This window comes from Vibrio artabrorum (assembly GCF_024347295.1).
GTDB classification, from domain to species: Bacteria; Pseudomonadota; Gammaproteobacteria; order Enterobacterales; family Vibrionaceae; genus Vibrio; species Vibrio artabrorum.
The window spans coordinates 2,447,869-2,469,585 of the sequence record NZ_AP025458.1 but is presented as its reverse complement, the minus strand read 5'-3'; the positions used below and the strand labels follow the sequence as shown (position 1 = coordinate 2,469,585).

Annotated in this window: 13 protein-coding genes; 10 read left to right on the top strand and 3 right to left on the bottom strand. The window is 45.4% G+C overall.

Annotated features, from left to right (window positions below):
• Window positions 1–51 precede the first annotated feature (51 nt).
• Window positions 52–777 (bottom strand): DNA/RNA nuclease SfsA, encoded by a 726-nt coding sequence (sfsA, locus tag OCU36_RS10970; protein ID WP_261838047.1) that lies wholly within the window; start codon window positions 775–777, stop codon window positions 52–54.
• 94 nt (window positions 778–871) lie between these two features.
• Here sfsA and hrpB point away from each other — a divergent pair, with 94 nt between their 5' ends.
• From hrpB to OCU36_RS10920, 10 genes are all read left to right on the top strand, one after another.
• Complete coding sequence (hrpB, locus tag OCU36_RS10965; RefSeq protein ID WP_261838046.1) at window positions 872–3,310, top strand: ATP-dependent helicase HrpB; 2,439 nt, start codon at window positions 872–874, stop codon at window positions 3,308–3,310.
• Window positions 3,307–5,706 (top strand): penicillin-binding protein 1B, encoded by a 2,400-nt coding sequence (gene mrcB, locus OCU36_RS10960; protein ID WP_261838045.1) that lies wholly within the window; start codon window positions 3,307–3,309, stop codon window positions 5,704–5,706. The genes hrpB and mrcB overlap by 4 nt, the downstream gene beginning before the upstream one ends.
• A 37-nt stretch (window positions 5,707–5,743) precedes the next feature.
• On the top strand, window positions 5,744–8,077 hold the full coding sequence (locus tag OCU36_RS10955; RefSeq protein ID WP_261838044.1) for a patatin-like phospholipase family protein: 2,334 nt from the start codon (window positions 5,744–5,746) through the stop codon (window positions 8,075–8,077).
• A 272-nt stretch (window positions 8,078–8,349) separates the two neighbouring features.
• Window positions 8,350–10,938, top strand: a complete 2,589-nt coding sequence (gene acnB / locus OCU36_RS10950; RefSeq protein ID WP_261838043.1) for a bifunctional aconitate hydratase 2/2-methylisocitrate dehydratase — start codon at window positions 8,350–8,352, stop codon at window positions 10,936–10,938.
• Window positions 10,939–11,245: 307 nt separating this feature from the next.
• Window positions 11,246–11,614: a YacL family protein gene (locus OCU36_RS10945; RefSeq protein WP_261838042.1), complete on the top strand. Its 369-nt coding sequence runs from the start codon at window positions 11,246–11,248 to the stop codon at window positions 11,612–11,614.
• A 224-nt stretch (window positions 11,615–11,838) separates the two neighbouring features.
• Entirely contained in the window at window positions 11,839–12,177 is a 339-nt protein-coding gene (gene glnK / locus OCU36_RS10940) for a P-II family nitrogen regulator (RefSeq protein ID WP_261838041.1), read from the top strand.
• 28 nt (window positions 12,178–12,205) lie between these two features.
• The gene (locus OCU36_RS10935) at window positions 12,206–13,435 is read left to right on the top strand and encodes an ammonium transporter (RefSeq protein ID WP_261838040.1); all 1,230 of its coding nucleotides are present in this window, start codon (window positions 12,206–12,208) and stop codon (window positions 13,433–13,435) included.
• Window positions 13,436–13,684: 249 nt separating this feature from the next.
• Complete coding sequence (locus OCU36_RS10930; protein ID WP_261838039.1) at window positions 13,685–14,698, top strand: Fe(3+) ABC transporter substrate-binding protein; 1,014 nt, start codon at window positions 13,685–13,687, stop codon at window positions 14,696–14,698.
• Between the two features lie 246 nt (window positions 14,699–14,944).
• Window positions 14,945–16,570, top strand: a complete 1,626-nt coding sequence (locus OCU36_RS10925; protein WP_261838038.1) for an ABC transporter permease — start codon at window positions 14,945–14,947, stop codon at window positions 16,568–16,570.
• A complete protein-coding gene (locus OCU36_RS10920; protein WP_261838037.1) occupies window positions 16,570–17,598 on the top strand; it encodes an ABC transporter ATP-binding protein in 1,029 nt (342 codons plus the stop codon). The genes OCU36_RS10925 and OCU36_RS10920 overlap by 1 nt, the downstream gene beginning before the upstream one ends.
• Before the next feature lie 126 nt (window positions 17,599–17,724).
• Here the strand turns inward: OCU36_RS10920 and OCU36_RS10915 are convergent, their stop codons facing one another.
• Both OCU36_RS10915 and OCU36_RS10910 read right to left on the bottom strand, forming a co-directional pair.
• Window positions 17,725–19,137, bottom strand: a complete 1,413-nt coding sequence (locus tag OCU36_RS10915; protein ID WP_261838036.1) for a phosphoglucomutase/phosphomannomutase family protein — start codon at window positions 19,135–19,137, stop codon at window positions 17,725–17,727.
• A 74-nt stretch (window positions 19,138–19,211) separates the two neighbouring features.
• The gene (locus tag OCU36_RS10910; protein ID WP_261838035.1) at window positions 19,212–21,617 is read right to left on the bottom strand and encodes a GH36-type glycosyl hydrolase domain-containing protein; all 2,406 of its coding nucleotides are present in this window, start codon (window positions 21,615–21,617) and stop codon (window positions 19,212–19,214) included.
• Between the last annotated feature and the right edge of the window lie 100 nt (window positions 21,618–21,717).

Below are 21,717 nucleotides of genomic sequence, written 5' to 3'. Positions count from 1 at the left end.
AAATACTCTTATTCAAACTTGCAATCAATGTGATTAGTTCAGCATCTTTGCTTAGCTATTGATAAATTCAACAGCTTGTTTTAGTTGTATTTGAGTACTACTGAGCTCTGCTTTATAGCAAAGCACTTCAACTCCAGCGTCTTGTGCTTGTTTTAGTAATAACGAATATTTGGCGTCTATATGGTGCGCCGCAGATACTTTTTCAATACCTGAATGTAAAACAGTGAATAAAAGTACGGCTCTATTTCCAGATTCGACCATTTCTGTGAGTTCACGCAGATGTTTTTGGCCTCTGGTCGTGACCGCATCAGGGAAAAAGCCTTGCCCTTTAGATGACGTTTTTTGCTCGTCGAGCAGAGTGACGCTTTTTACTTCAATATAGCAAGGTGGCTTGTCGTTATCTTCGAGCAGAATATCAATGCGACTATTCTCACGACCATATTTCACCTCGGTTCGTAACACGTTATAACCTAAGAGTTCAACTATAGTCCCATTTTCAATTGCTTCCACTGCTAGCGGGTTTGCCCGCACAGTATTTATACAAATTCGATGACCTTTGTCTGTTTCTGAGATCTCCCAACTGTTTGGGTACTTTCTTTTTGCATTGTCGGATGTTGAGTACCACACCGTATTGCCAGGCGTCGCACACCCTGTCATCGCTCCAGTGTTTGCACAGTGGATAGTGCGTTCACTGCCGTCTGGGAGTTGGATGTCAGTGAGAAAACGTTTATAGCGCTTAATAAGAGTCGCTGGCTCTAAAGGGGGATTGAAGTGCATATTACTTATTTAGACCAGTGGGTTTTTATGTACAATGTTGCCAACATTACACCACAAGGTTCTCCCATTGCCACAACTGCCCATAGAAGCTGTGATGCCAGATCTGCTCGCTGGCGTAGATACACATACTCAACTTATTCTAAAGGCCGCTCCCGGTGCGGGTAAGTCAACATTCTTCCCTTTACAGTTGGTTAAGACCAACGCCGTTCAGGGCAAAATAATCATGCTGGAACCTCGCCGTCTGGCAGCCAGGAATATTGCCACTTACTTAGCGAGCCAATTGGGAGAAAAGGTGGGAGAGAGCATTGGCTTTAGAGTTCGTGGCGAATCTAAAATCAGCAGTGCGACTCTCTTGGAAATCGTCACCGAAGGGATCATGACAAGAATGATCCAAACCGACCCTGAATTGAGCGGGGTGGATATGGTGATCTTTGATGAGTTCCATGAGCGGAGCTTGCACGCTGATACGGCATTGGCGTTTAGCTTAGAGATCCAAGAGGCGCTGCGTGACGATCTAAAAGTGATTGTTATGTCGGCTACTTTAGATCAACAAGCGCTGCAATCTCTGCTACCGAATGCCAAATATGTTGAATCACAAGGCCGCACCTTTCCGGTCAATTTCCGTTATCAGCCTCTCAATGCCAATGAATACTTAGCCCCTAAAATGGCCAGTGTGATTCGCTCTCTGATGGAGAAAGAGTCTGGCTCACTTTTGGCTTTCTTACCGGGCGTTTCTGCGATTAAGCAAGTTGAATCTCAACTTGAACAGCTTGCTGGTGATATCGATGTGTGCCCTTTGTATGGGCAACTCAGCTTTTCTCAACAACAGAAAGCCATCGCGCCATCAGAGAAGGGACGTCGAAAGGTGGTGTTAGCCACCAACATTGCTGAGACCTCTTTGACGATTGAAGGCATTCGACTGGTGGTAGACTCTGGGCTGGAACGTGTCGCAAAGTTCGATCTAAAAACCGGTATTACTAAGCTTGAGCAAGTGAAGATCTCGCAGTCTTCAGCCGAGCAACGAGCGGGGCGTGCGGGACGAATTGAAGAGGGCTTGTGCGTTCGTTTATACAGCGAAACGCAGCTGATTCAGCAACCAGCTGTACCAGAACCTGAAATTCTTCATTCTGATCTGTCTTCGTTGGTCACTGAATTGACGCAATGGGGAGCGATGAGTGCTGATGAATTGCAATGGTTAGACGTTCCACCAAAAGCTTCTATTGAACAAGCTAAACAACTCTTACAGGCTCTTGAATTATTAGACGATAATGGTCAATTTACGGCACTAGGAAAACAGGCCCAACGTTTAGGTCTTGAGCCGCGTATCGCCAGCATGTTAGTTAAAGCGCAGCAAGGTAGTCCTGCTTTATTGAATGTCGCGATTGTTGCCGCGGCTTTGCTTGAAGAGCCTGAACGTAACGTGACGGACATTCAGCACTCGTTACATCGACTTAAGCAAAGAAAGCATTCGAAAAACAGCGTAGTGATGCCGCGAGCGAAAAGTCTCGCTAACAAACTTAATCATCACTTAGATTTGTCACAACTTGATGAATCATTGTTACCATTAGTCCTTTGCTTGGCGTTCCCAGACAGAATTGCTCAATCGAGAAGTACCACGAGCTGTGCATTTCGTCTTGCTAATGGTCATGGAGCGGAAGTCCGAGATGATGATCCCTTGGCTAATCATGAGTACCTTGTTGTGATTGATTTGATGCGCAGTGCAGGGCGAGCGAGTCAGATATTTTTAGCGACGCCTATCGATATTGTGCAACTAGAGCGTTTATTCTGCGGTCTTTTTACCCGCGCAGCTCATGTGGATTGGGATGAAAAACGTGGTCGCTTGGTTGCTGAAGAGAGGCTATTACTGGGTAAGCTGATTATTGGTCGCAAATCTTTGCCAGAGCCTGATTCTAGCCAGATAAGCCAAGCGTTACTGAATTATATCGCTCGATGTGGGCTTGAATGTCTAAATTGGACTCCTGCTGCTAAACAGCTCGTTGAGCGTGTACGTTGCGCAGAGTCTTGGATGCCTGAGCATGATTGGCCAGCGATGGATGACGCGAGTTTAATTGAACGCCTTGATGAGTGGTTATCGCCATATTTGAATGGTATTAAATCGGCCAAAGGGCTGGCTAGTGTTTCGATTGAACAGGCGTTGTCGGCTTATCTTGGTTGGCCTTTGAATCAAGAAATAGACCAATGGCTGCCAACGCATTATTTGATGCCGACAGGCAGCAAAAAGGCGATTCGATATCAGCATTTGTCAGAGCCGGTGATCTCTGTTCGAATGCAAGAGGTTTTTGGAGAGAAAGACTCCCCTTTGATTGCTCAGGGGCGTAAGAAAGTGGTGCTTGAACTACTTTCCCCAGCACAGCGACCACTGCAAATTACTCAAGATTTAGCTGGCTTTTGGGCTGGCGCGTACAAAGAAGTACAAAAAGAGATGAAAGGCCGTTACCCAAAACATCCTTGGCCGGATGATCCTGCTAACCATGTAGCAACCACTAAAACAAAACAACAGTTGAAGCGATGATGACCAAAATGTTAACGCCGAAAAAGGCACCATCTAAAAAAGCGCCAGCAAAGAAGTCACCAGCGACTAAAGCGAAACCAAGAAAGCCGAAAGCGGCAGCCAGAAAAGGGAAATCAAAAGCCAATAGCTCAAAACATAGAGGTTGGATGAAGATTTTATGGGGCATAGCTTGGAAAGTGGGCTTGGCGTTAATTGCACTGTTGTTGTTCATCGGTATTTATCTGGATTCTGTCGTTAAACAGCGATTTGAAGGCCAGTTATTTGATTTGCCGACCGTCGTTTATGCGCGCGTGTTGGACCTATCACCAGGCACTTCGATTAGCTTGATAAAAGTTAAGAACGAATTGGATGTACTCAACTATCGCAAGGTGAGTTCCCCTCGTCATCCGGGTGAGTACTCTTCTTCTTCAACCAAGATCGAGATGATTCGACGCCCATTTGAGTTTGTCGATGGGTTAGAAATGGATCGCCATGTGATGTTGTACTTCAATGGTAACGAATTAACTCGCATTCAATCGCTCGATAAAAAAGGCGACATGGGGTATCTGCGCATTGAACCGAAGATGCTTGGCATGCTTGAGAAAGGTAACGATGAACAGCGTCTGTTCTTAAAACGTAACCAGTTCCCAGAAGTGATGGTTGATGCGCTGTTAGCCACGGAAGATCGTAATTTCTATCAGCACGATGGCGTGTCACCATTGGCAATCGCTCGTGCGATGGTGGTCAATCTAAAAGCCGGGCGAACGGTACAAGGGGGCAGTACATTGACTCAACAGTTGGCGAAGAACCTGTTCCTATCCAGTGAGCGCACACTGTGGCGCAAGCTTCGAGAAGCCTACATTGCGCTTATTTTGGATCATCGGTACAGCAAAGATCGGATCTTAGAGGCCTATCTGAATGAAGTTTACCTCGGGCAAAATGGTGGTGAAGCGATTCATGGCTTCGGATTGGCGTCTCGCTTGTACTTCGGGCAGCCTATCCAAGAGCTGAGAATTGATCAGCTGGCCTTGTTGGTCGGTATGGTCAAAGGCCCGTCTTATTATAATCCGGTTCGATACCCAGAACGTGCCAAGACTCGACGTGATTTAGTTCTGCGTTTGTTAATGCAACAAGATATTTTAACTCCGCGCCAGTATGAAGAAGCCGCGAGTCGTGATTTAGATATTCAAGACAACCCACGCATCGCTAGACGTCAGCCCGCTTACTTCCAACAGGTAAGTATTGAGCTGAAGAAGTATGTAGGCGATCGATTTGAAGCGCAGAAAGGCATTCGAGTCTTTACTTCTCTTGATCCGGTTTCTCAAGACAAACTAGAGAAGTCGATTGCACGTAAAGTGCCTGAGTTATCTAAAACAGCAGGGAATAAACTAGAGGGTGCGGCGATAGCGGTTGACAGGAGCACTGGCGAAATTCGCGCGATGGTCGGGGGCAAACGCACGGGGTATGATGGCTTTAACCGAGCCCTGAATGCGAGTCGTCCAATTGGTTCATTAGTGAAACCTGCTATCTATCTTACGGCATTGGAACACCCGCAAAAGTATACGCTTGCTACCACCTTAAAGGATACGCCTCTGAGTTTGAAAGGCAGTAAAGGTAGTGTTTGGAGCCCACGAAACTTCGACCGGAAGTTTCGTGGCGACGTGCCTTTGTATGTGGCATTGTCTAAGTCTTACAACGTCCCTACGGTTCGTTTAGGGATGCAGTTAGGGATTGATAACGTCTCGAAAACATTGGAAAAGCTGGGGGTTAATAAAGATGAGATTCGCCCTGTGCCGTCGATGTTTTTAGGGGCATTTTCACTGACACCATTTCAAGTGGCGCAGATGTTCCAGACAATAACGAACTCTGGACGCATTGCACCGTTATCAGCCCTTCGTTCTGTTGTTGATAATGAGGGGAACGTTTTATATCAATCGATCCCTAAAGTGTCACAACGTGTTGATCAACAAGCGGCTTGGTTGACGACTTATGCGATGAAACGGGTTGTATCGGAAGGCACTGGGCGTTTCTTGCAAGGGCAATTTTCATCGGCGGGATTAGCCGGAAAAACAGGAACCAGTAATGATAGCCGTGACAGTTGGTTTGTCGGGGTCGATGGCCGAGACGTGACCACCATCTGGCTGGGACGTGATGACAATAAGCCGACCAAACTTACGGGCTCTAGCGGTGCGTTACGTGTGTATGCGAGTTACCTGAAGCAACGATCACCAGAGCCGTTACTTCTGCCTTGGCCGACTGGAATAGTGACAACTCACTTTACCCGCACACCTGAAGGCGCGTTAGAGTTTGACTGTGATGGCTCCGTCAAATTACCCGTTTGGGATGAGAGTGGCAACATTAAGAAGGGGTGCGAAAGTCAACCAAAACAGTGGCTAAAGAAGCTTTTTCAGTGGTAAAGTCAGAATCGAAAATAATAACAAGGATAGTTAAATAATGATTTCCCGTTGGCTAGTGAGTGGCTTAGGTATTGTCGGTATTGTGATCAGTGTTCAGCTGTTTGCCGCGACTGAGTTGAAGGTTGATGCTTCTCAATCAACGAAACAATCTCATAAGAGGCCAACGGTTGCTGTGGTTCTTGCTGGTGGAGGGGCCAAAGGGGCCGCTCATATTGGGGTGCTTAAAGCCTTAGAAGAGATGCATATCCCGGTTGATTACATTACCGGTACCAGTATGGGCTCTTACGTTGGTGGACTTTATGCGACAGGGATGAGTGCTGAAGAGATAGAAAGTTTGATTTATACGGTTGATTGGAATCGTGGTTATCGTGATCGAGTCAACCGTAGTGATCGCCGTGTGCGAGACAAAGAGTATGAAGACCGCTATCAGTTAAATACTGACCTAGGTTTAGGCTTTGGTGAAATTAAAGCAAAGAAAGGGGTGGTACAAGGTCAGAATATGTTACGTATTCTGCGTGAGACGACAGGCAATTTATCCTCTTTTGATTCGTTTGATCATCTGGCTATCCCTTATCGCTCAGTCGCGACTGATATTATCAAACTTGAAGAAGTCGTTATCGACCGTGGTAATTTAGTTGATGCGATGATGGCAAGTATGTCGGTACCGGGAGCGCTTCCACCTTACGAAGTGGATGGACGAATGTTGGTTGACGGTGGTGTGACCAATAATATGCCCGTTGATGTAGCCAGAGCGATGGGGGCTGACATCATTATAGCGATCGATATCAGTTCAAACTATAAAGACAAAGACGATTTCACCACCTTTCTTGCCGCCGCCGATCAACTTTCCAACTACCTGGTTCGTCGCAGTACTCAGGAGCAAGCTGAAACGTTAACGGATGACGATATCTTCTTACATCCTGATGTTGGGCAAATAGAAACGACCGAGTTTGATAAGATGCCAGATGCTTTTCAGGCGGGGTATAATGCAGCATTCCAGCACAAAGACCAGCTTTCCAAATTATCCCTCTCGAGTGCTGATTATCAGAAGTATATCGACCATAAACAACAAGCCAGACAGCAATTGAAGTACGGTGACCAAACCAAGGTTGATAAGGTTGTGATTAATAATAACAGTCACTACTCTGATAAATTGATTGAAAATCGCTTACATCTCAGTGCTGGTCAAGTCCTAAAAACAAGTGAGATCGAATCTCAAGTTAAAGATCTGTACGCGTTAGATCGTTTCGAACTGGTCACTTATAAATTTGACAATGTCGAGGGTGAAGATCAGCTTTTGGTGGATGTGAATGAAAAGTCATGGGGTCCTAACTACCTCAATTTTCGATTCTATCTTGAGGATGACTTTGCTACCGCGAGCCAATATGGCATAGGGATGTCTGCAAACTTTACTGACATCAATTCTCATGGTGCAGAGCTGAGAACGAATGTAGAGATGGGAACAGATAAGCTGGCTGAGGTTGAGTTGTTTTCTCCGTTTTTCTCAAGTCAGAAGTTATTCACATCCACATCATTGGTTTACAGCAATCAAAAACGAAACCTACCCGCTAATATTGACGATATTGAAAGGCCGACGCTTGATGTTACCCAAGATTATTTGCCAATGACCTATAAAGAATTTATTGGTGAATTCGCATTGGGGTATCAACCCGCGTTATGGCAAGAGTTCAAAGTGGGCGCTCGATATACTGATGGTAACGTTAACGTGGCTTCTCTGCCGTCATTCGGCAGTGGTTCTTATCAGCGTACTGGGGCTTTCATGAGTTATCGATTAGACACATTAGATAACTTCAGCTTGCCGACCGAAGGTTATTTTGTTGACCTAGAGTATTTGGTCACACATGATGATTTTGACACTAATAATACGATTTATAATCCTAAGTTGGCGTCAGAAAGTGATACTGTCCATGAGTTTTCCGCCAATTTAATGGCTGCACAAAGCATTGAAAAACATACTTTAGTCGCCAAGCTAGACTTTGGCATGGTGGAAAGTAAAAACTCTATATTTCCAATTGATCCTAAAGAGCTTGGTGGGTTCCTTAACTTATCGGGTATTCCAAGAAACAGCTTAATCGGAAAAAACTTAGCATACACTAGCCTGACTTATCGATATAAGTGGTTTGAAAATGACTTCGGCCTCTTTAAATCACCGCTTTACGTGGGGGCGTCCATCGAGCATGGTGGTGTGTGGTCAGATAGCGAACTGGGTTTTGATGAAGCGCCAATGTTTACTGCTGGTTCCGTTTTTGCTGGAGTGGATTCTCCAATAGGGCCGATTATTTTGGCTTATGGTCGTACCGAAGATAATTATGACTCGGTCTACTTAATTATTGGAACGTCTTATAAATAAACATGCGATAGGGGAGTAATTTAGCGCTTTAAGTCGGCCAATAGAGTAGGACTTTCGTCCTAACTTGCTATGTTGGTCAAAATGATAAGATTTTAATGTAACGTTAAATTTGCTATTCTATCGCCCATAGTTTGGCCTCTATGATGCCGCTCATCAATACAAATTGAATGACAAAAATGGCAATGGAGAGCCAAGTTTCCAAGGATGTTCGCTTCTTTATTTTACTCACAATGATGAAGGTAAGAAGTGAACCGCAATGAGAGGAAAAAGTCGTGCTTGAAGCCTACCGTAAACACGTCGCAGAGCGTGCTGCTGAGGGAGTTGTACCCAAACCACTAGATGCTGAGCAAGTTGCTGGTCTAGTTGAACTTCTAAAGAACCCACCTCAAGGTGAAGAAGAGATCATTCTTGACCTACTCGAGAATCGCATTCCACCGGGCGTTGATGAAGCGGCGTATGTAAAAGCCGGTTTTCTTACGGCTATCACCCAAGGTGAAGTAACATCGCCATTAGTCAGCAAAGCCAAAGCTGCGGAGTTACTTGGCACCATGCAAGGTGGCTATAACATCGAGCCTCTAGTCTCTCTACTCGATGATGCGGAACTGGCTCCAATCGCGGTTAAAGCCCTTTCCCACACTCTGCTTATGTTCGATGCTTTCTACGACGTAGAAGAAAAAGCAAAAGCAGGTAATGCTGCTGCACAGCAAGTGCTTCAATCTTGGGCGGAGGCTGAGTGGTTTACCGCAAAAGAGAAAGTCGCGGAAAAAATTACCGTTAAAGTATTTAAAGTCACGGGTGAAACGAACACCGATGACCTGTCTCCAGCACCAGATGCATGGTCACGCCCAGACATTCCAGTACACGCAAAAGCGATGTTGAAGATGGAGCGTGAAGGCATTAACCCTGATGATGCGGGTAATGTTGGTCCAATTAAGCAAATCGAAGAATTACAGAAAGATGGCATCCCACTGGCTTACGTTGGTGACGTAGTTGGTACAGGGTCTTCTCGTAAATCGGCAACAAACTCTGTACTTTGGTTTATGGGGGATGATATCCCATTCGTACCAAATAAGCGTACTGGCGGTGTGTGTCTTGGCGGTAAAATTGCGCCAATCTTCTACAACACAATGGAAGACTCTGGTGCACTACCCATTGAGCTTAACGTACAAGAGATGAACATGGGGGATATCATTGATATCTACCCATATGAAGGTGTTGTACGTAAAGACGGTTCTGTGATTTCAAACTTTGAGTTAGGTAAGGTATTACTTGATGAAGTGCGTGCTGGTGGCCGAATTCCACTGATCATCGGTCGTGGTCTAACGGGTCGTGCTCGTGACGCTCTAGGTCTAGAAGAAACCGATCTGTTTGCGAAACCAATCGATCCATCGGCATCGGATAAAGGCTACACACTAGCTCAGAAGATGGTTGGTAAAGCCTGTGGCGTTGAAGGTGTGCGTGCAGGTCAGTACTGTGAACCTAAAATGACGACAGTCGGTTCTCAAGATACGACTGGCCCTATGACACGTGATGAGCTGAAAGACTTGGCGTGTCTTGGCTTCTCTGCTGACCTTGTCATGCAGTCATTCTGTCACACTTCTGCATACCCTAAACCCGTTGATGTAAACACGCACCACACGCTACCTGATTTCATCATGAACCGTGCCGGTGTTTCACTTCGTCCGGGTGATGGTGTTATTCACTCATGGCTAAACCGTATGCTTCTGCCTGACACTGTTGGTACTGGTGGTGACTCACATACGCGTTTCCCGCTAGGTATTTCATTCCCTGCAGGTTCTGGCTTGGTCGCATTTGCTGCGGCAACGGGTGTGATGCCGCTTGATATGCCGGAATCTATCTTGGTTCGCTTTAAAGGCGAAATGCAGCCGGGTATCACGCTACGTGACCTAGTACATGCAATCCCTCTATACGGCATCAAGCAAGGTCTTTTAACCGTAGAAAAAGCCGGTAAAATTAACGAATTCTCTGGTCGTGTACTCGAAATTGAAGGTGTTGAACACCTATCGGTTGAGCAGGCGTTTGAGCTTTCAGATGCATCGGCAGAGCGCTCTGCTGCTGGTTGTACGGTTAAGCTATCTCAAGAGTCTATCGAAGAGTATCTGAACTCAAACATCGTGATGCTTAAGTGGATGATCGCAGAAGGTTACGGTGATGTTCGTACTATCGAGCGTCGTGTGACTGCAATGGAAGAGTGGTTGGCGAACCCTGAATTGCTTTCTGCGGATTCTGATGCTGAATACGCTCACGTTATTGAAATCGATCTGGCTGATATCGATCAACCTATCCTATGTGCGCCAAACGATCCTGATGATGCTCGTCTGCTTTCTGACGTTCAAGGTACAGAGATTCAAGAAGTGTTCATCGGTTCTTGTATGACCAACATTGGTCACTTCCGTGCCGCAGGTAAGATGCTAGAGGAGTTTAATGGTTCACTGAGCACTCGTCTGTGGGTGGCTCCGCCAACCAAGATGGATAAAGATCAGTTAACGGAAGAAGGCTATTACGGCATCTTCGGTCGCGCTGGAGTACGTATCGAAACTCCGGGTTGTTCACTGTGTATGGGCAACCAAGCTCGTGTTGCAGACAAGTCGACAGTCATGTCTACGTCTACTCGTAACTTCCCGAACCGTTTGGGTACAGGTGCCAACGTTTATCTGGCTTCTGCTGAGCTTTCTGCTGTTGGCGCGATTCTAGGTCGCATCCCAACAAAAGAAGAGTACTTAGAGTACGCTGAGAAGGTGAATGCGACCGCTGCGGATACATACCGTTACTTGAACTTCCATAAAATGGGTCAGTACACGGAAAAAGCAGACACGGTTATCTTCCAAGAGCCAGCGTAATTCCTTGTCATCTTTAATTGAGAGCGTCTACTTCGGTAGGCGCTTTTTTGTGCACCAAGCGATTACATGTCGAGTACAGAACTACCTGTCATTCCATAGACTGACGAAGGAAGGAGTAGGGAATCTCTCCCTGCATGCATATGCTTTTAAAAGATCCCCAACTCACACGTCCCTCGTGCTTGAGGATGACAAGGATCAGTGCTTTCCTATCATAGTTATTGGAGTTTATAGTCTATATCTCGCCTCACACCTTTAGTCCTTGTATACTCCCGCCCATAAAGTTAGCTAGAACCCGATGAGGTGCTCTATGGAATTCGAATTTACTAGAAACACTCTAATGGGTGAATACTATGTGAAATGCAGTATGGGTCATGAAATTGTTGGCCGCTGGCTTCAAGAAGAGATCGGTAAAGATAAGCAGAAGTTAGATCATGTAATGGATCTTATTCAACAATCCAGACAAGACCTTAGCAATGAAGTCACTCTCTTGGGTAAAGAAATAAGCCTTGCGATCAATGAAGATGACGTCACCATTCAAGAAAATGTGTTAGCGCACGAGCAAGAGATGGAAGAGGGCTGTGAGTTCGATTTCTATAACTGTGAAAGCCAGGCAAGTTGCGGCATTGATGATTTCGAGTTGTTGATCGAACGTTGGATGGATTTTTTAGGTTACTAATTTCCCTAAGTTATATGCTGCCATCGTCTCGTTGCCCAAAACTGGAGCAATAACAGTGGCACGCATTAATATAGTGAAAAGGCTGCACCATATTGGTGTGGCCTTTTTTAGTTTTTATGAACTTACAATTCTAATTCTATTTAAATCAACTACTTAAATTTTTGGCACGCTACTTGGATTGTAGTAAAGGAATCAACGGATGAGTAAAAATTTAAGGAACGGATATGAAATTAATAAATGCCATTGTTAAGCCATTCAAATTAGACGATGTGCGCGAAGCGCTCTCTGATGTCGGTATTGAAGGTATGACGGTTTCTGAAGTGAAAGGGTTTGGTCGTCAGAAAGGGCACACTGAATTGTATCGTGGTGCAGAGTATCAAGTGGATTTTCTACCCAAGGTAAAGTTAGAAATTGCGACTCAAGCGGAGAATGTGGACCGAGTTATTGAAGCGATTAGCCAAGCGGCACACACAGGAAAAATTGGCGATGGCAAAATTTTTGTTTATGACCTAAGCCAAGCCGTACGAATTCGTACTGGTGAAATGGATACTGAAGCACTTTAAAGAATGACAAGGATTGGAGACTTTTAATATGGAACTTACAACAACAGTAACGGAGCTGCGTTACGCACTAGATACTTTTTTCTTCCTTATTTCAGGTGCGTTGGTCATGTGGATGGCCGCAGGCTTCGCAATGTTAGAAGCTGGCTTAGTTCGCTCAAAAAACACCACTGAAATTTTAACTAAGAACATCTGTTTGTACGCTATCGCTTGTACGACTTTCTTAGTGGTTGGCTACAACATTATGTACGTAAATAACAGTGAAGGTGGCTGGTTGCCATCATTTGGTACATTAATTGGTACACAAGGTGAAGGCGCCGACCACTCTCTAGAGTCTGATTTCTTCTTCCAAGTGGTATTCGTTGCAACGGCAATGTCGGTGGTATCAGGTGCGGTTGCTGAGCGTATGAAGCTTTGGTCATTCCTAATTTTCTCTGTTGTGTTAACAGCGTTTATTTATCCGATGGAAGGCTACTGGACTTGGGGCGGTGGTTTCCTATCAGAAGCGGGTTTTAGTGATTTCGCAGGCTCTGGTATCGTGCATCTGGCTGGCGCTTCAGCGGCACTTGCTGGCGTATTGTTACTCGGTGCTCGTCGAGGAAAATACGGTAAGAATGGTGAAATCTATCCGATTCCGGGTTCAAACATGCCACTTGCCACGTTAGGTACATTTATCCTTTGGTTCGGTTGGTTTGGTTTCAACGGCGGTTCTCAACTGATGGTTTCAGACTTTGAGAACGCAACAGCAGTCGGTCAAATCTTCCTTAACACCAACGCCGCCGCCGCCGCTGGCGCAATCGCAGCACTGCTTGTGTGTAAAACGACTTGGGGTAAAGCAGACTTAACCATGATTCTTAACGGCGCGTTAGCGGGCCTCGTCGCCATCACAGCAGATCCTCTATCACCATCCCCTCTATTCTCAGTCGCGATTGGTTCGGTATCTGGTGCATTGGTTGTATTCAGTATTATTGCTCTTGATAAAGCAAAAGTTGATGACCCAGTTGGTGCTATCTCAGTACACGGTGTCTGTGGTTTCTTCGGTCTAATGGTGGTGCCACTCAGCAACGCTGATGCAACGTTTAGTGCTCAACTATTGGGTGCGGCAGTCATCTTTGCATGGGTATTCGGTGCGAGTCTGGCAGTATGGGCAGTGCTCAAAGCAACCATTGGTATTCGTGTTACTGAAGATGAAGAGCTGGAAGGTATGGACATGCACGATTGTGGTGTCGGCGCGTATCCAGAATTCGTAACAGTAAAATAATCACACATCATCTTCTCGCCTGATAGCGGTTAGGCGGAAAAATCAAACCCTACAACTCATGGTTGTGGGGTTTGATTGTTTTTGAGGTAAATGATGAGGTGTTTGTTTCGAAATGCTTTGTTACAAAAGTAAGGCGTTTTAATGGCTGAAGTCGATTTATTTTTTGTTGGTCGTCATTGTAAATATATTCATGATGAATATAATAACGCAACTGATACCCATTATCATTTCGATATAAAGGATTTTACCATGAAAAAACTGCTAACTCTTTCAGCTCTAGCGTGCAGTGTCATTGCTCCGACAGCCATGGCAGCGGAAGAAGTGAATGTATACTCTTACCGTCAACCTTTCCTCGTTGAGCCTATGTTTAAGGAGTTCACAAAAGAGACTGGCATTAAAGTAAACGTTAAGTTTGCTAAAAAAGGTTTAGCAGAAAAGTTAGCTCAAGAAGGTGAATACAGCCCAGCAGATGTCGTGTTAACGGTAGACATCAGCCGTCTATCTGAGCTAACAAAACAAGGTCTAGTTCAACCTGTAGAGAGCGATGTACTTGAAAAGAACATCCCTGCTCAATACCAAGATACAGATAACGAGTGGTTCGCTCTAACAACGCGTACACGTAGCGTTTATTCTTCACGTGACCGTGTTGGTCGTCTAGGTGAAGAGTTCACTTACGCAGATCTAACGAAGCCTGAGTTTAAAGGTAAAATCTGTACTCGTAGCGGTAAGCACCCATACAATGTATCTCTAGTATCTTCGATGATTGCTCACAAAGGTGAAGCTGAAACAAAAGAATGGCTAGAAGGTGTCAAAGCTAACCTGGCTCGTAAGCCTCAAGGTAACGACCGCGCGCAAGTTAAAGCGATCAAAGAAGGTCTGTGTGATGTTGCTTTAGGTAACAGCTACTACTTAGGTAAAATGATTAATGATAAAGAGCAAAAAGCTTGGGCTGACTCTGTTTACATTAACTTCCCTAACCAAGAGACGACAGGTACTCACGTAAACATCTCAGGTATGGCAATGGCTAAATATTCTCCAAATAAAGAGAATGCCGTTAAGCTGATGGAATTCCTATCTGGCAACACAGCACAAAGCATGTACGCCGAAGTGAACTTTGAATATCCAGTGAAAGCAGACGTGAAACCTTCTGAACTTGTTGCTTCATGGGGTGAGTTCAAAGCGGATACTATTTCTCTGGATGAAATTGCAAAATACCACGCGGCGGCAATCAAGCTATTAGATGAAGTTAAGTTCGATCTATAATTTATTAATGTAGGCTTCAGCCGACATAAAAATACCACCTCAAGTCGTCACTTTTTGGCCACTTGGGGTGGTTTGTTTTTTGGAAATCACTTTTTGATACAAAGCTCTCTGCTGATCCTTTCAGTTATGAACATCTCACCTTGAAGTCATTACCGTATATGGGTATAAATAACCCCACCATTAAAAGGATATGAGATGTATTTGCAAATGCATATGTATTTCATTAAGCCTCGTTGTAGTTAAGCGATGAAAGAAAAGAATTATTTATGGAACACCAGTAGCGGCTTAATCGCTGTGCTACTGGTTTTACCGATCTTAGCGATTTTTACGACGGCTGTTGGCGAAACCGATGAGTTATTTTCTCATCTCATGTCCACGGTGATGCCCACCTATGCTTACAATACGGTGATTTTAGTGATGGGAACCATGTCCCTGTCTTTAATTTTTGGCATTCCGTCGGCTTGGGTTATGGCAATGTGTCGTATTCCAGGAGAGCGTGTTTTGCAGTGGGCACTCGTCCTGCCATTAGCAATGCCAGGCTATATTGTTGGGTATATCTTTACCGACTGGTTCGACTTTGCCGGCCCGGTTCAGGTTTTACTGCGAGATCTTACTGGGTGGGGACCTGGTGAGTATTGGTTCCCGGATATTAGAACCTTATCCGGCGCTATTATTGTTCTGTCTCTCGTTCTCTATCCTTATGTTTATTTGTTGTGCCGTGCGGCATTTATGGAGCAAAACGTCTCCTTATTGCAATCCGCTCGTTTGCTAAAATGCTCACCTTGGGAAAGCTTTCGTCGTATCTCCTTACCACTTGTTCGTCCGTCAATTGCGGTCGGTTTATCGCTCGTTGCGATGGAAACCATCGGTGACTTTGGTACCGTGAGTTACTTTGCGGTCAATACGTTAACGACGGCGGTTTATGATACTTGGCTAGGCTACTCAAGCTTAACGGCAGCAGCGAAAATATCGGCAATCATGTTGGTTATCGTGATCCTACTGTTGAGCTCAGAACGATACAGTCGCCGTAAGCAGAAGCTATTCCAGAATCAATTCAGCAGCCGCGAAGATTTTCGTTATGACCTTTCTGGTTGGAAAAAATGGCTGGCACTATTGTGGTGCTGGGGATTAGTTTGCGTTGCATTCTTGTTCCCTCTTGGCCAACTTATTATTTATGCCTACAAATATTTTGCTCAAAGCTGGACCCCTGAGTTCAGAGAGTATGCGGTTAACAGCCTTTATGTTTCGGTGGTTGCTGCGATTATTGGTGTGATTGTCGCGATGATTGTTAACTTCAATCAACGCGTTAGCCCGAGCAATAAAAATCAAGCTTATATGCGTCTCGCTTCGATGGGCTATGCCGTTCCGGGCACCGTGTTAGCGATTGGTGTGATGGTACCTGTTTTGTTCATGGATCACTTGGTCAACGATATTGCGAAAGTGATGGAGTGGGGGCGACCTGGTTTGATCTTCTCTGGTTCTATGTTTGCGCTTATTTTTGCCATGGTGGTGCGTTTTTCTGCGGTTGCAATTGGCAGTATTGAAAGTAGCTTGAGTAAAGTCTCCCCTTCATTGGATATGGCTTCTAAAACCATGGGTTGCAATACCAATCAGATGTTACGCCGTGTTCATTTACCTTTGATTAAACGTGGCGCATTGATCGCTGGCTTACTGGTGTTTATCGAATCAATGAAAGAGTTGAATGCGGCCTTGCTGCTGCGCCCTTTTAATTTCGAAACATTGGCAACGTACGTTTATAACTATGCCTCAGACGAGCACTTAGAATTGGCGGCAATGCCTGCTGTATTATTGGTGTTGGTGGGGTTAATTCCTCTGATCATCGTCAACCGTTCCTTGGAGCAGAAACACTAATGAGTTGTGCATTATCAATTAAAGATCTGACTTGTCAGTATGAGTCGCAAACCATTTTGGAAGCGCTCTCGTTAGACGTAGAGCATGGTGAAATTGTCTGTCTGCTTGGTGCGAGTGGCTGCGGAAAAACGACCTTACTTAAGGCGATTGCCGGCTTACTGCCATTGAGTCGTGGTGTAATGAGTTTGAACTGTCAAACCATTGATGATGGCGATAATTGGTTGCCGCCAGAGCAGCGCAATATTGGTATGATTTTCCAAGATTACGCCCTATTTCCGCATCTGACGGTAAACCAGAATGTGGGTTTTGGTTTAAAAGATCTTTCTGAACAGCAAAAGAAAGAGAAGGTTCAAGAGATGTTGGAGTTGGTTCACCTAGATGAGTACGGCGACCGCTACCCACACCAAATTTCTGGTGGTCAGCAACAACGTGTTGCGATTGCTCGCTCTTTGGCTTACAAACCAGACTTACTGCTATTGGATGAACCGTTCTCTAACATTGATACTCAAGTTCGTCATGAGTTGATTTCTCAGATCCGTAAGATATTTAAGAAGCAGGGTGTGACGGCTATTTTTGTGACACACAGCCGTGAAGAAGCGTTCGCTTTTGCGGATAAAATGGCAGTGATGAATCATGGTGTGATTGAACAGTATGGTTCAGCATCTGATCTGTATTTCCATCCATCAAGTCAGTTTGTTGCTGATTTCTTAGGTGGCGGCAGTTATCTCAAGGCACAACGTATTTCAGACAGTGAATTTGAAACCAGCTTAGGTGTGATTGAAGCGAAAGCACAAACTGAGATTGAAGTGGGCGCGGAATGTGCGTTGTTGTTAAGACCTCAACATATCGTTGCCACTCATGATGTGGATAGCAACCTGTCTGTATCAGAGCAACAATTTATGGGTGATCACTGTCGTTATGTGATTGAAGCGCATGGTCAAAAATTATTAGCGACCTCTTCAGAAGCGCTTGAAGTGGGCATGCCAGTCACTGTAAAAGTGGATACTAAAGGCGTATTGGCGTTTTAACCGCCGTTCGTCCGGTCTAAAAAAGCCCAGTACTTTAATCAAGTACTGGGCAAGCGTTCTTCATCTATAGGCTTTAACAAGGCAGTGGTTTGTTAAGCCTTATACAAAACTGCTCACTCTATAAGCCTATAGAGAGAGGAAGTCTTTCACTGTTTGAAGAACATGTTCTGCGGTGTCTTTGTCTTTCATTTCTGCGAAGATTCGTAATAATGGCTCTGTTCCTGAGAAGCGAGCAATGACCCAGCCGCCATTCTTGAAGTACACCTTAGCCCCATCTTCATAGCTGACTTTTTCAATGTCGTATTCAAATTCAGGCAGTTGTTTCTCTACGTAGATTTTCGTGTAGAGCGCTTCTTTCTCTGAAGGCTTGAACTTGCAATCTCCCTCAGCGGTATAGGCATAGCCGTATTTAGAATAGATTTCATTCAGTAACTCAGACAACTTTTTACCTGTCACACTGATCATCTCAACCAGTAAGCTTGAAGCGAATACACCATCTTTACCTTTGATGTGACCACGAATGGTTAAGCCACCCGAACTCTCACCGCCAATTAATGAGTCATCGGCTTCCATTTGCGAGCTGATATGCTTAAAGCCTACAGGAACCTCAAAGCTTTTTTCGCCATGATCCTCTGCTATTTTGTCGAGTAGGTGTGTGGTTGCGATATTACGAACGACAGACCCTTTCCAGCCTTTGTATTCCAGTAAGTAGTAGTAAAGCAGGAGTAGCACTTCGTTAGGGTGAATAAAGTGACCTTTTTCATCGATGATGCCTAAGCGGTCAGCATCACCATCGGTACCAATGCCAATGTCATAGCCCTCTGCAGCAACTAAGTGCTTCAAGCGATAGAGCGTTGCGGCATTTGGTGATGGCATCAAGCCACCAAAATCTGGGTTTTTGCCATCGTTGATCACGTCGACATCACAGCGACCGTTAATCAGTACTGTTTGCAGAGCATTTTTTGCCACGCCAAACATTGGATCAATCAGTACACGTAGGTTAGCTTGCTTGATCGACTCGATATCGATGAAGTTGATGATTGAATCAACAAAGTCATTCATCGGGTTGATGATCTCGATTTCTTTGTCATGTAATGCTTGTTCGAAGTCAACGCGGATAACGTCTTCGCTGGTCAGTGTTGCGATTTGCTGTTCGATCTTCTCTGTGATGATCTCATCGGCATCGCGCCCACCTTCAATGAACACCTTGATGCCATTGTAGTCTGCTGGGTTGTGAGAAGCGGTGATACACGCTGAGTAGGTGCATCCCATCTCTTTTGCTTGGAACATCACAATAGGCGTTGGAACGAATTTGTCTATAAAGCTGACTTTGATGTTATTAGCTGCCAATACTTCAGCAAACCAACATGCGGCTTTATCGGAAAGGAAGCGGCGGTCGTAACCGATGACGAAGCCATTTTTTGCTGCATCTTCGTTGTTAATAATGTTAGCAAGCGCCTGTGCTACCAAGCGAACGTTTTCTCTGGTGAACTCTTCACCAATGAAAGCGCGCCAACCACCTGTACCAAATTTAATCATGAGAAAATCCTTTTAGTCTCACTGTCTCAAGCTGATTTGTGCTTGAGACAGGAGCGGTTCGTTAAATTGCGAGACTAGCCTAGAACAACGACAATATCGTTGACGCTGCCTTCTGCTTGTACTGGGATTACGCCTTCAACTGACTCACCATTGATAGTGATCGAAGCGACCCCTTTACTGACTGCATTCGGGTTTTGCACTGTGATGTTGTAAGTCGCGCCACGCCATTGACGAGTAACCTCGAATTCGGGCCAATTCGTCGGGATACAAGGATCAACCGTTAAGCCTTCAAAGCCGGTACGAACACCAAGAATGAAGTTGGTTACCGCGAAGTAAGCCCAACCAGAGGTGCCCGTTAACCAAGGGTGGTTTGCACGGCCATGGTCTTGGTGATCTTTACCCATGATGAATTGCACGTAGGAGTATGGTTCTGCGTAGCGCGTTTCAATCATGTCGTTTTGGTTGTACGGGTTCAGGGCATCGTAGAACTTCATCGCACGGTCACCACGGCCAAGTTTTGCCTCGGCTACCCAAGCCCATGGGTTCGGGTGAGAGAAGATTGCACCGTTCTCTTTAACACCTTGGTAAACGCGAGTGACGAAGCCGATATCATCGTTTGGTGTTGCAAACGATGGAGAATTTAGATGTAGGCCGTATTCAGAGAAAAGATTCTCATCAACGGCGTCCATCGCTTTCTCGCCGCGTTCTTGAGAAACTGCACCAGAGAGAACAGCTAACGTGTTTGATTCAAGGTGAACTCGGCCTTCAGCTTGTTGTGCGGTGCCAATTTTGTCGCCATTTTTAGTCAGACCACGGATGTACCAGCCACCCTCGTCATCCCAAAGGTGGGTTTCACACGCTTCGCGAACATTCGCTGCCATTTCTGTGTATTTAGCAACGTCAGCATCGTTATTGCGGAACTTAGCAAGATCTAGGAATTCTTGTAGCGCCCAGAAGTGTAGGAATGAAACCATTGAAGATTCACCGCCACCTAGGTTCAAACAGTCATTCCAGTCAGCACGAAGGCCTTTACAGATACCGGTTTGACCCACGTATTCAGCAGAGAAGTCTAATGCTGCTTTCATGTGATCATAAACCGTTGCTTCGCCCCCATCTGCGTATGGAATCATGTCATCAAAGAAATCGTGTTCACCGGTTTCCATTACGTACTTGATGATGGTTGGAACGATCCATAGGTGATCATCAGAACAGGTGTCTTCAATGCCGTGGATCTTGTCGTCATCGGATGGTGTTGGAACAACCGTTGGCGATTTGGAAGGTTCAACGTCAGCTTTCTCCGGATCAAACCAATCTGGATCGAATAAGTGCAAACCGTAGCCCGCTTTCACTTGGCCACGAATCAGGTCAATAATGCGTTTCTTGGTCATTTGTGGGTTGGCATGAGGCACTGAGATAGCATCTTGCGCCGTATCACGGTAACCAAGGCCAGTACGGCCACCCACTTCGATGAAGGATGCAAAGCGTGACCACACCACACAAGTTTCCGCTTGGTATAGCGTCCACGTGTTGATCATGGTGTCTAAGCCTTCGTTTGGCGACTTAACTTGGAATTTGTTGCAACGCTCGTCCCAGTGATCTTTGATGCCTTGGAAAGCAGCATCTACGTTGGCTGTGTCTTGGTATTTCTCACGTAGGCGTTCACCGTTGCCTTTACCGATACCGAGTACATACGCAAAGCGAACTTCTTCACCGGGTTGAATTGTAAATTGCTTGTGCAGAGAACCACAGTGGTTGTAACAAGTTTGCGCGCTGTTAGAACACTTACCGTTTTCGACCGCAATCGGGTTTGCTTCATCACGGTACATGCCAAGGAAGTTGTCACGTTGGCCATCGTAGCTGTCTGGTGAGAAAGTTGAAGCTAGGTAGTAGAAGCCTTCAAAGTCGTTAGTGTTGTAGTACAGGTCGTACTCCAGAACGCCTTCTTGGTAAGACGTGCCGGCAGAGTACAAAGACATCTGATGGTTTTGGTTGTCTGATTGAATGTGACTGAAAGAGAACTCAACAAACGAGAAGGTACTGATGGTTCTTGGCTTGTCTGTGTTGTTCTTCAGTACCACATCCCAAACTTCGGCATCTTCGCCCTTAGGTACGAATAGGGTTTTGGTTGCGGTAATGCCGCTGTACTCACATTTGAATTTTGAGTATGACAGACCATGACGGACTTCGTAGTTCGCGTCATCTAGGCTTTTTGCCACTGGCTGCCAAGAGATAGACCAGTAATCCCCCGTTTCATCATCACGTAGGTAAACATAGTGCCCTGGACGGTCGAAAGTGCCGTTTGGACGGAATTTAGTAACACGGTTGTATTCCGGAGAATTGTAGAACGAGTAACCGCCCGCATTGTGCGAAATCACGGTACAAAACTTTTCAGTACCTAGGTAGTTGGTCCAAGGTGCTGGTACGTCAGGGCGAGTGATGACGTATTCGCGATTGTCGTTATCGAAATAGCCGTATTTCATTGTCATTTCCTTTTTAACAAACTGCCTCTATGCAGCTAATTTTTAAATAGTGAGGCTGAGTCTTATCGGACTGAGCATCTTAATTTGAGTCAGCAAGCTC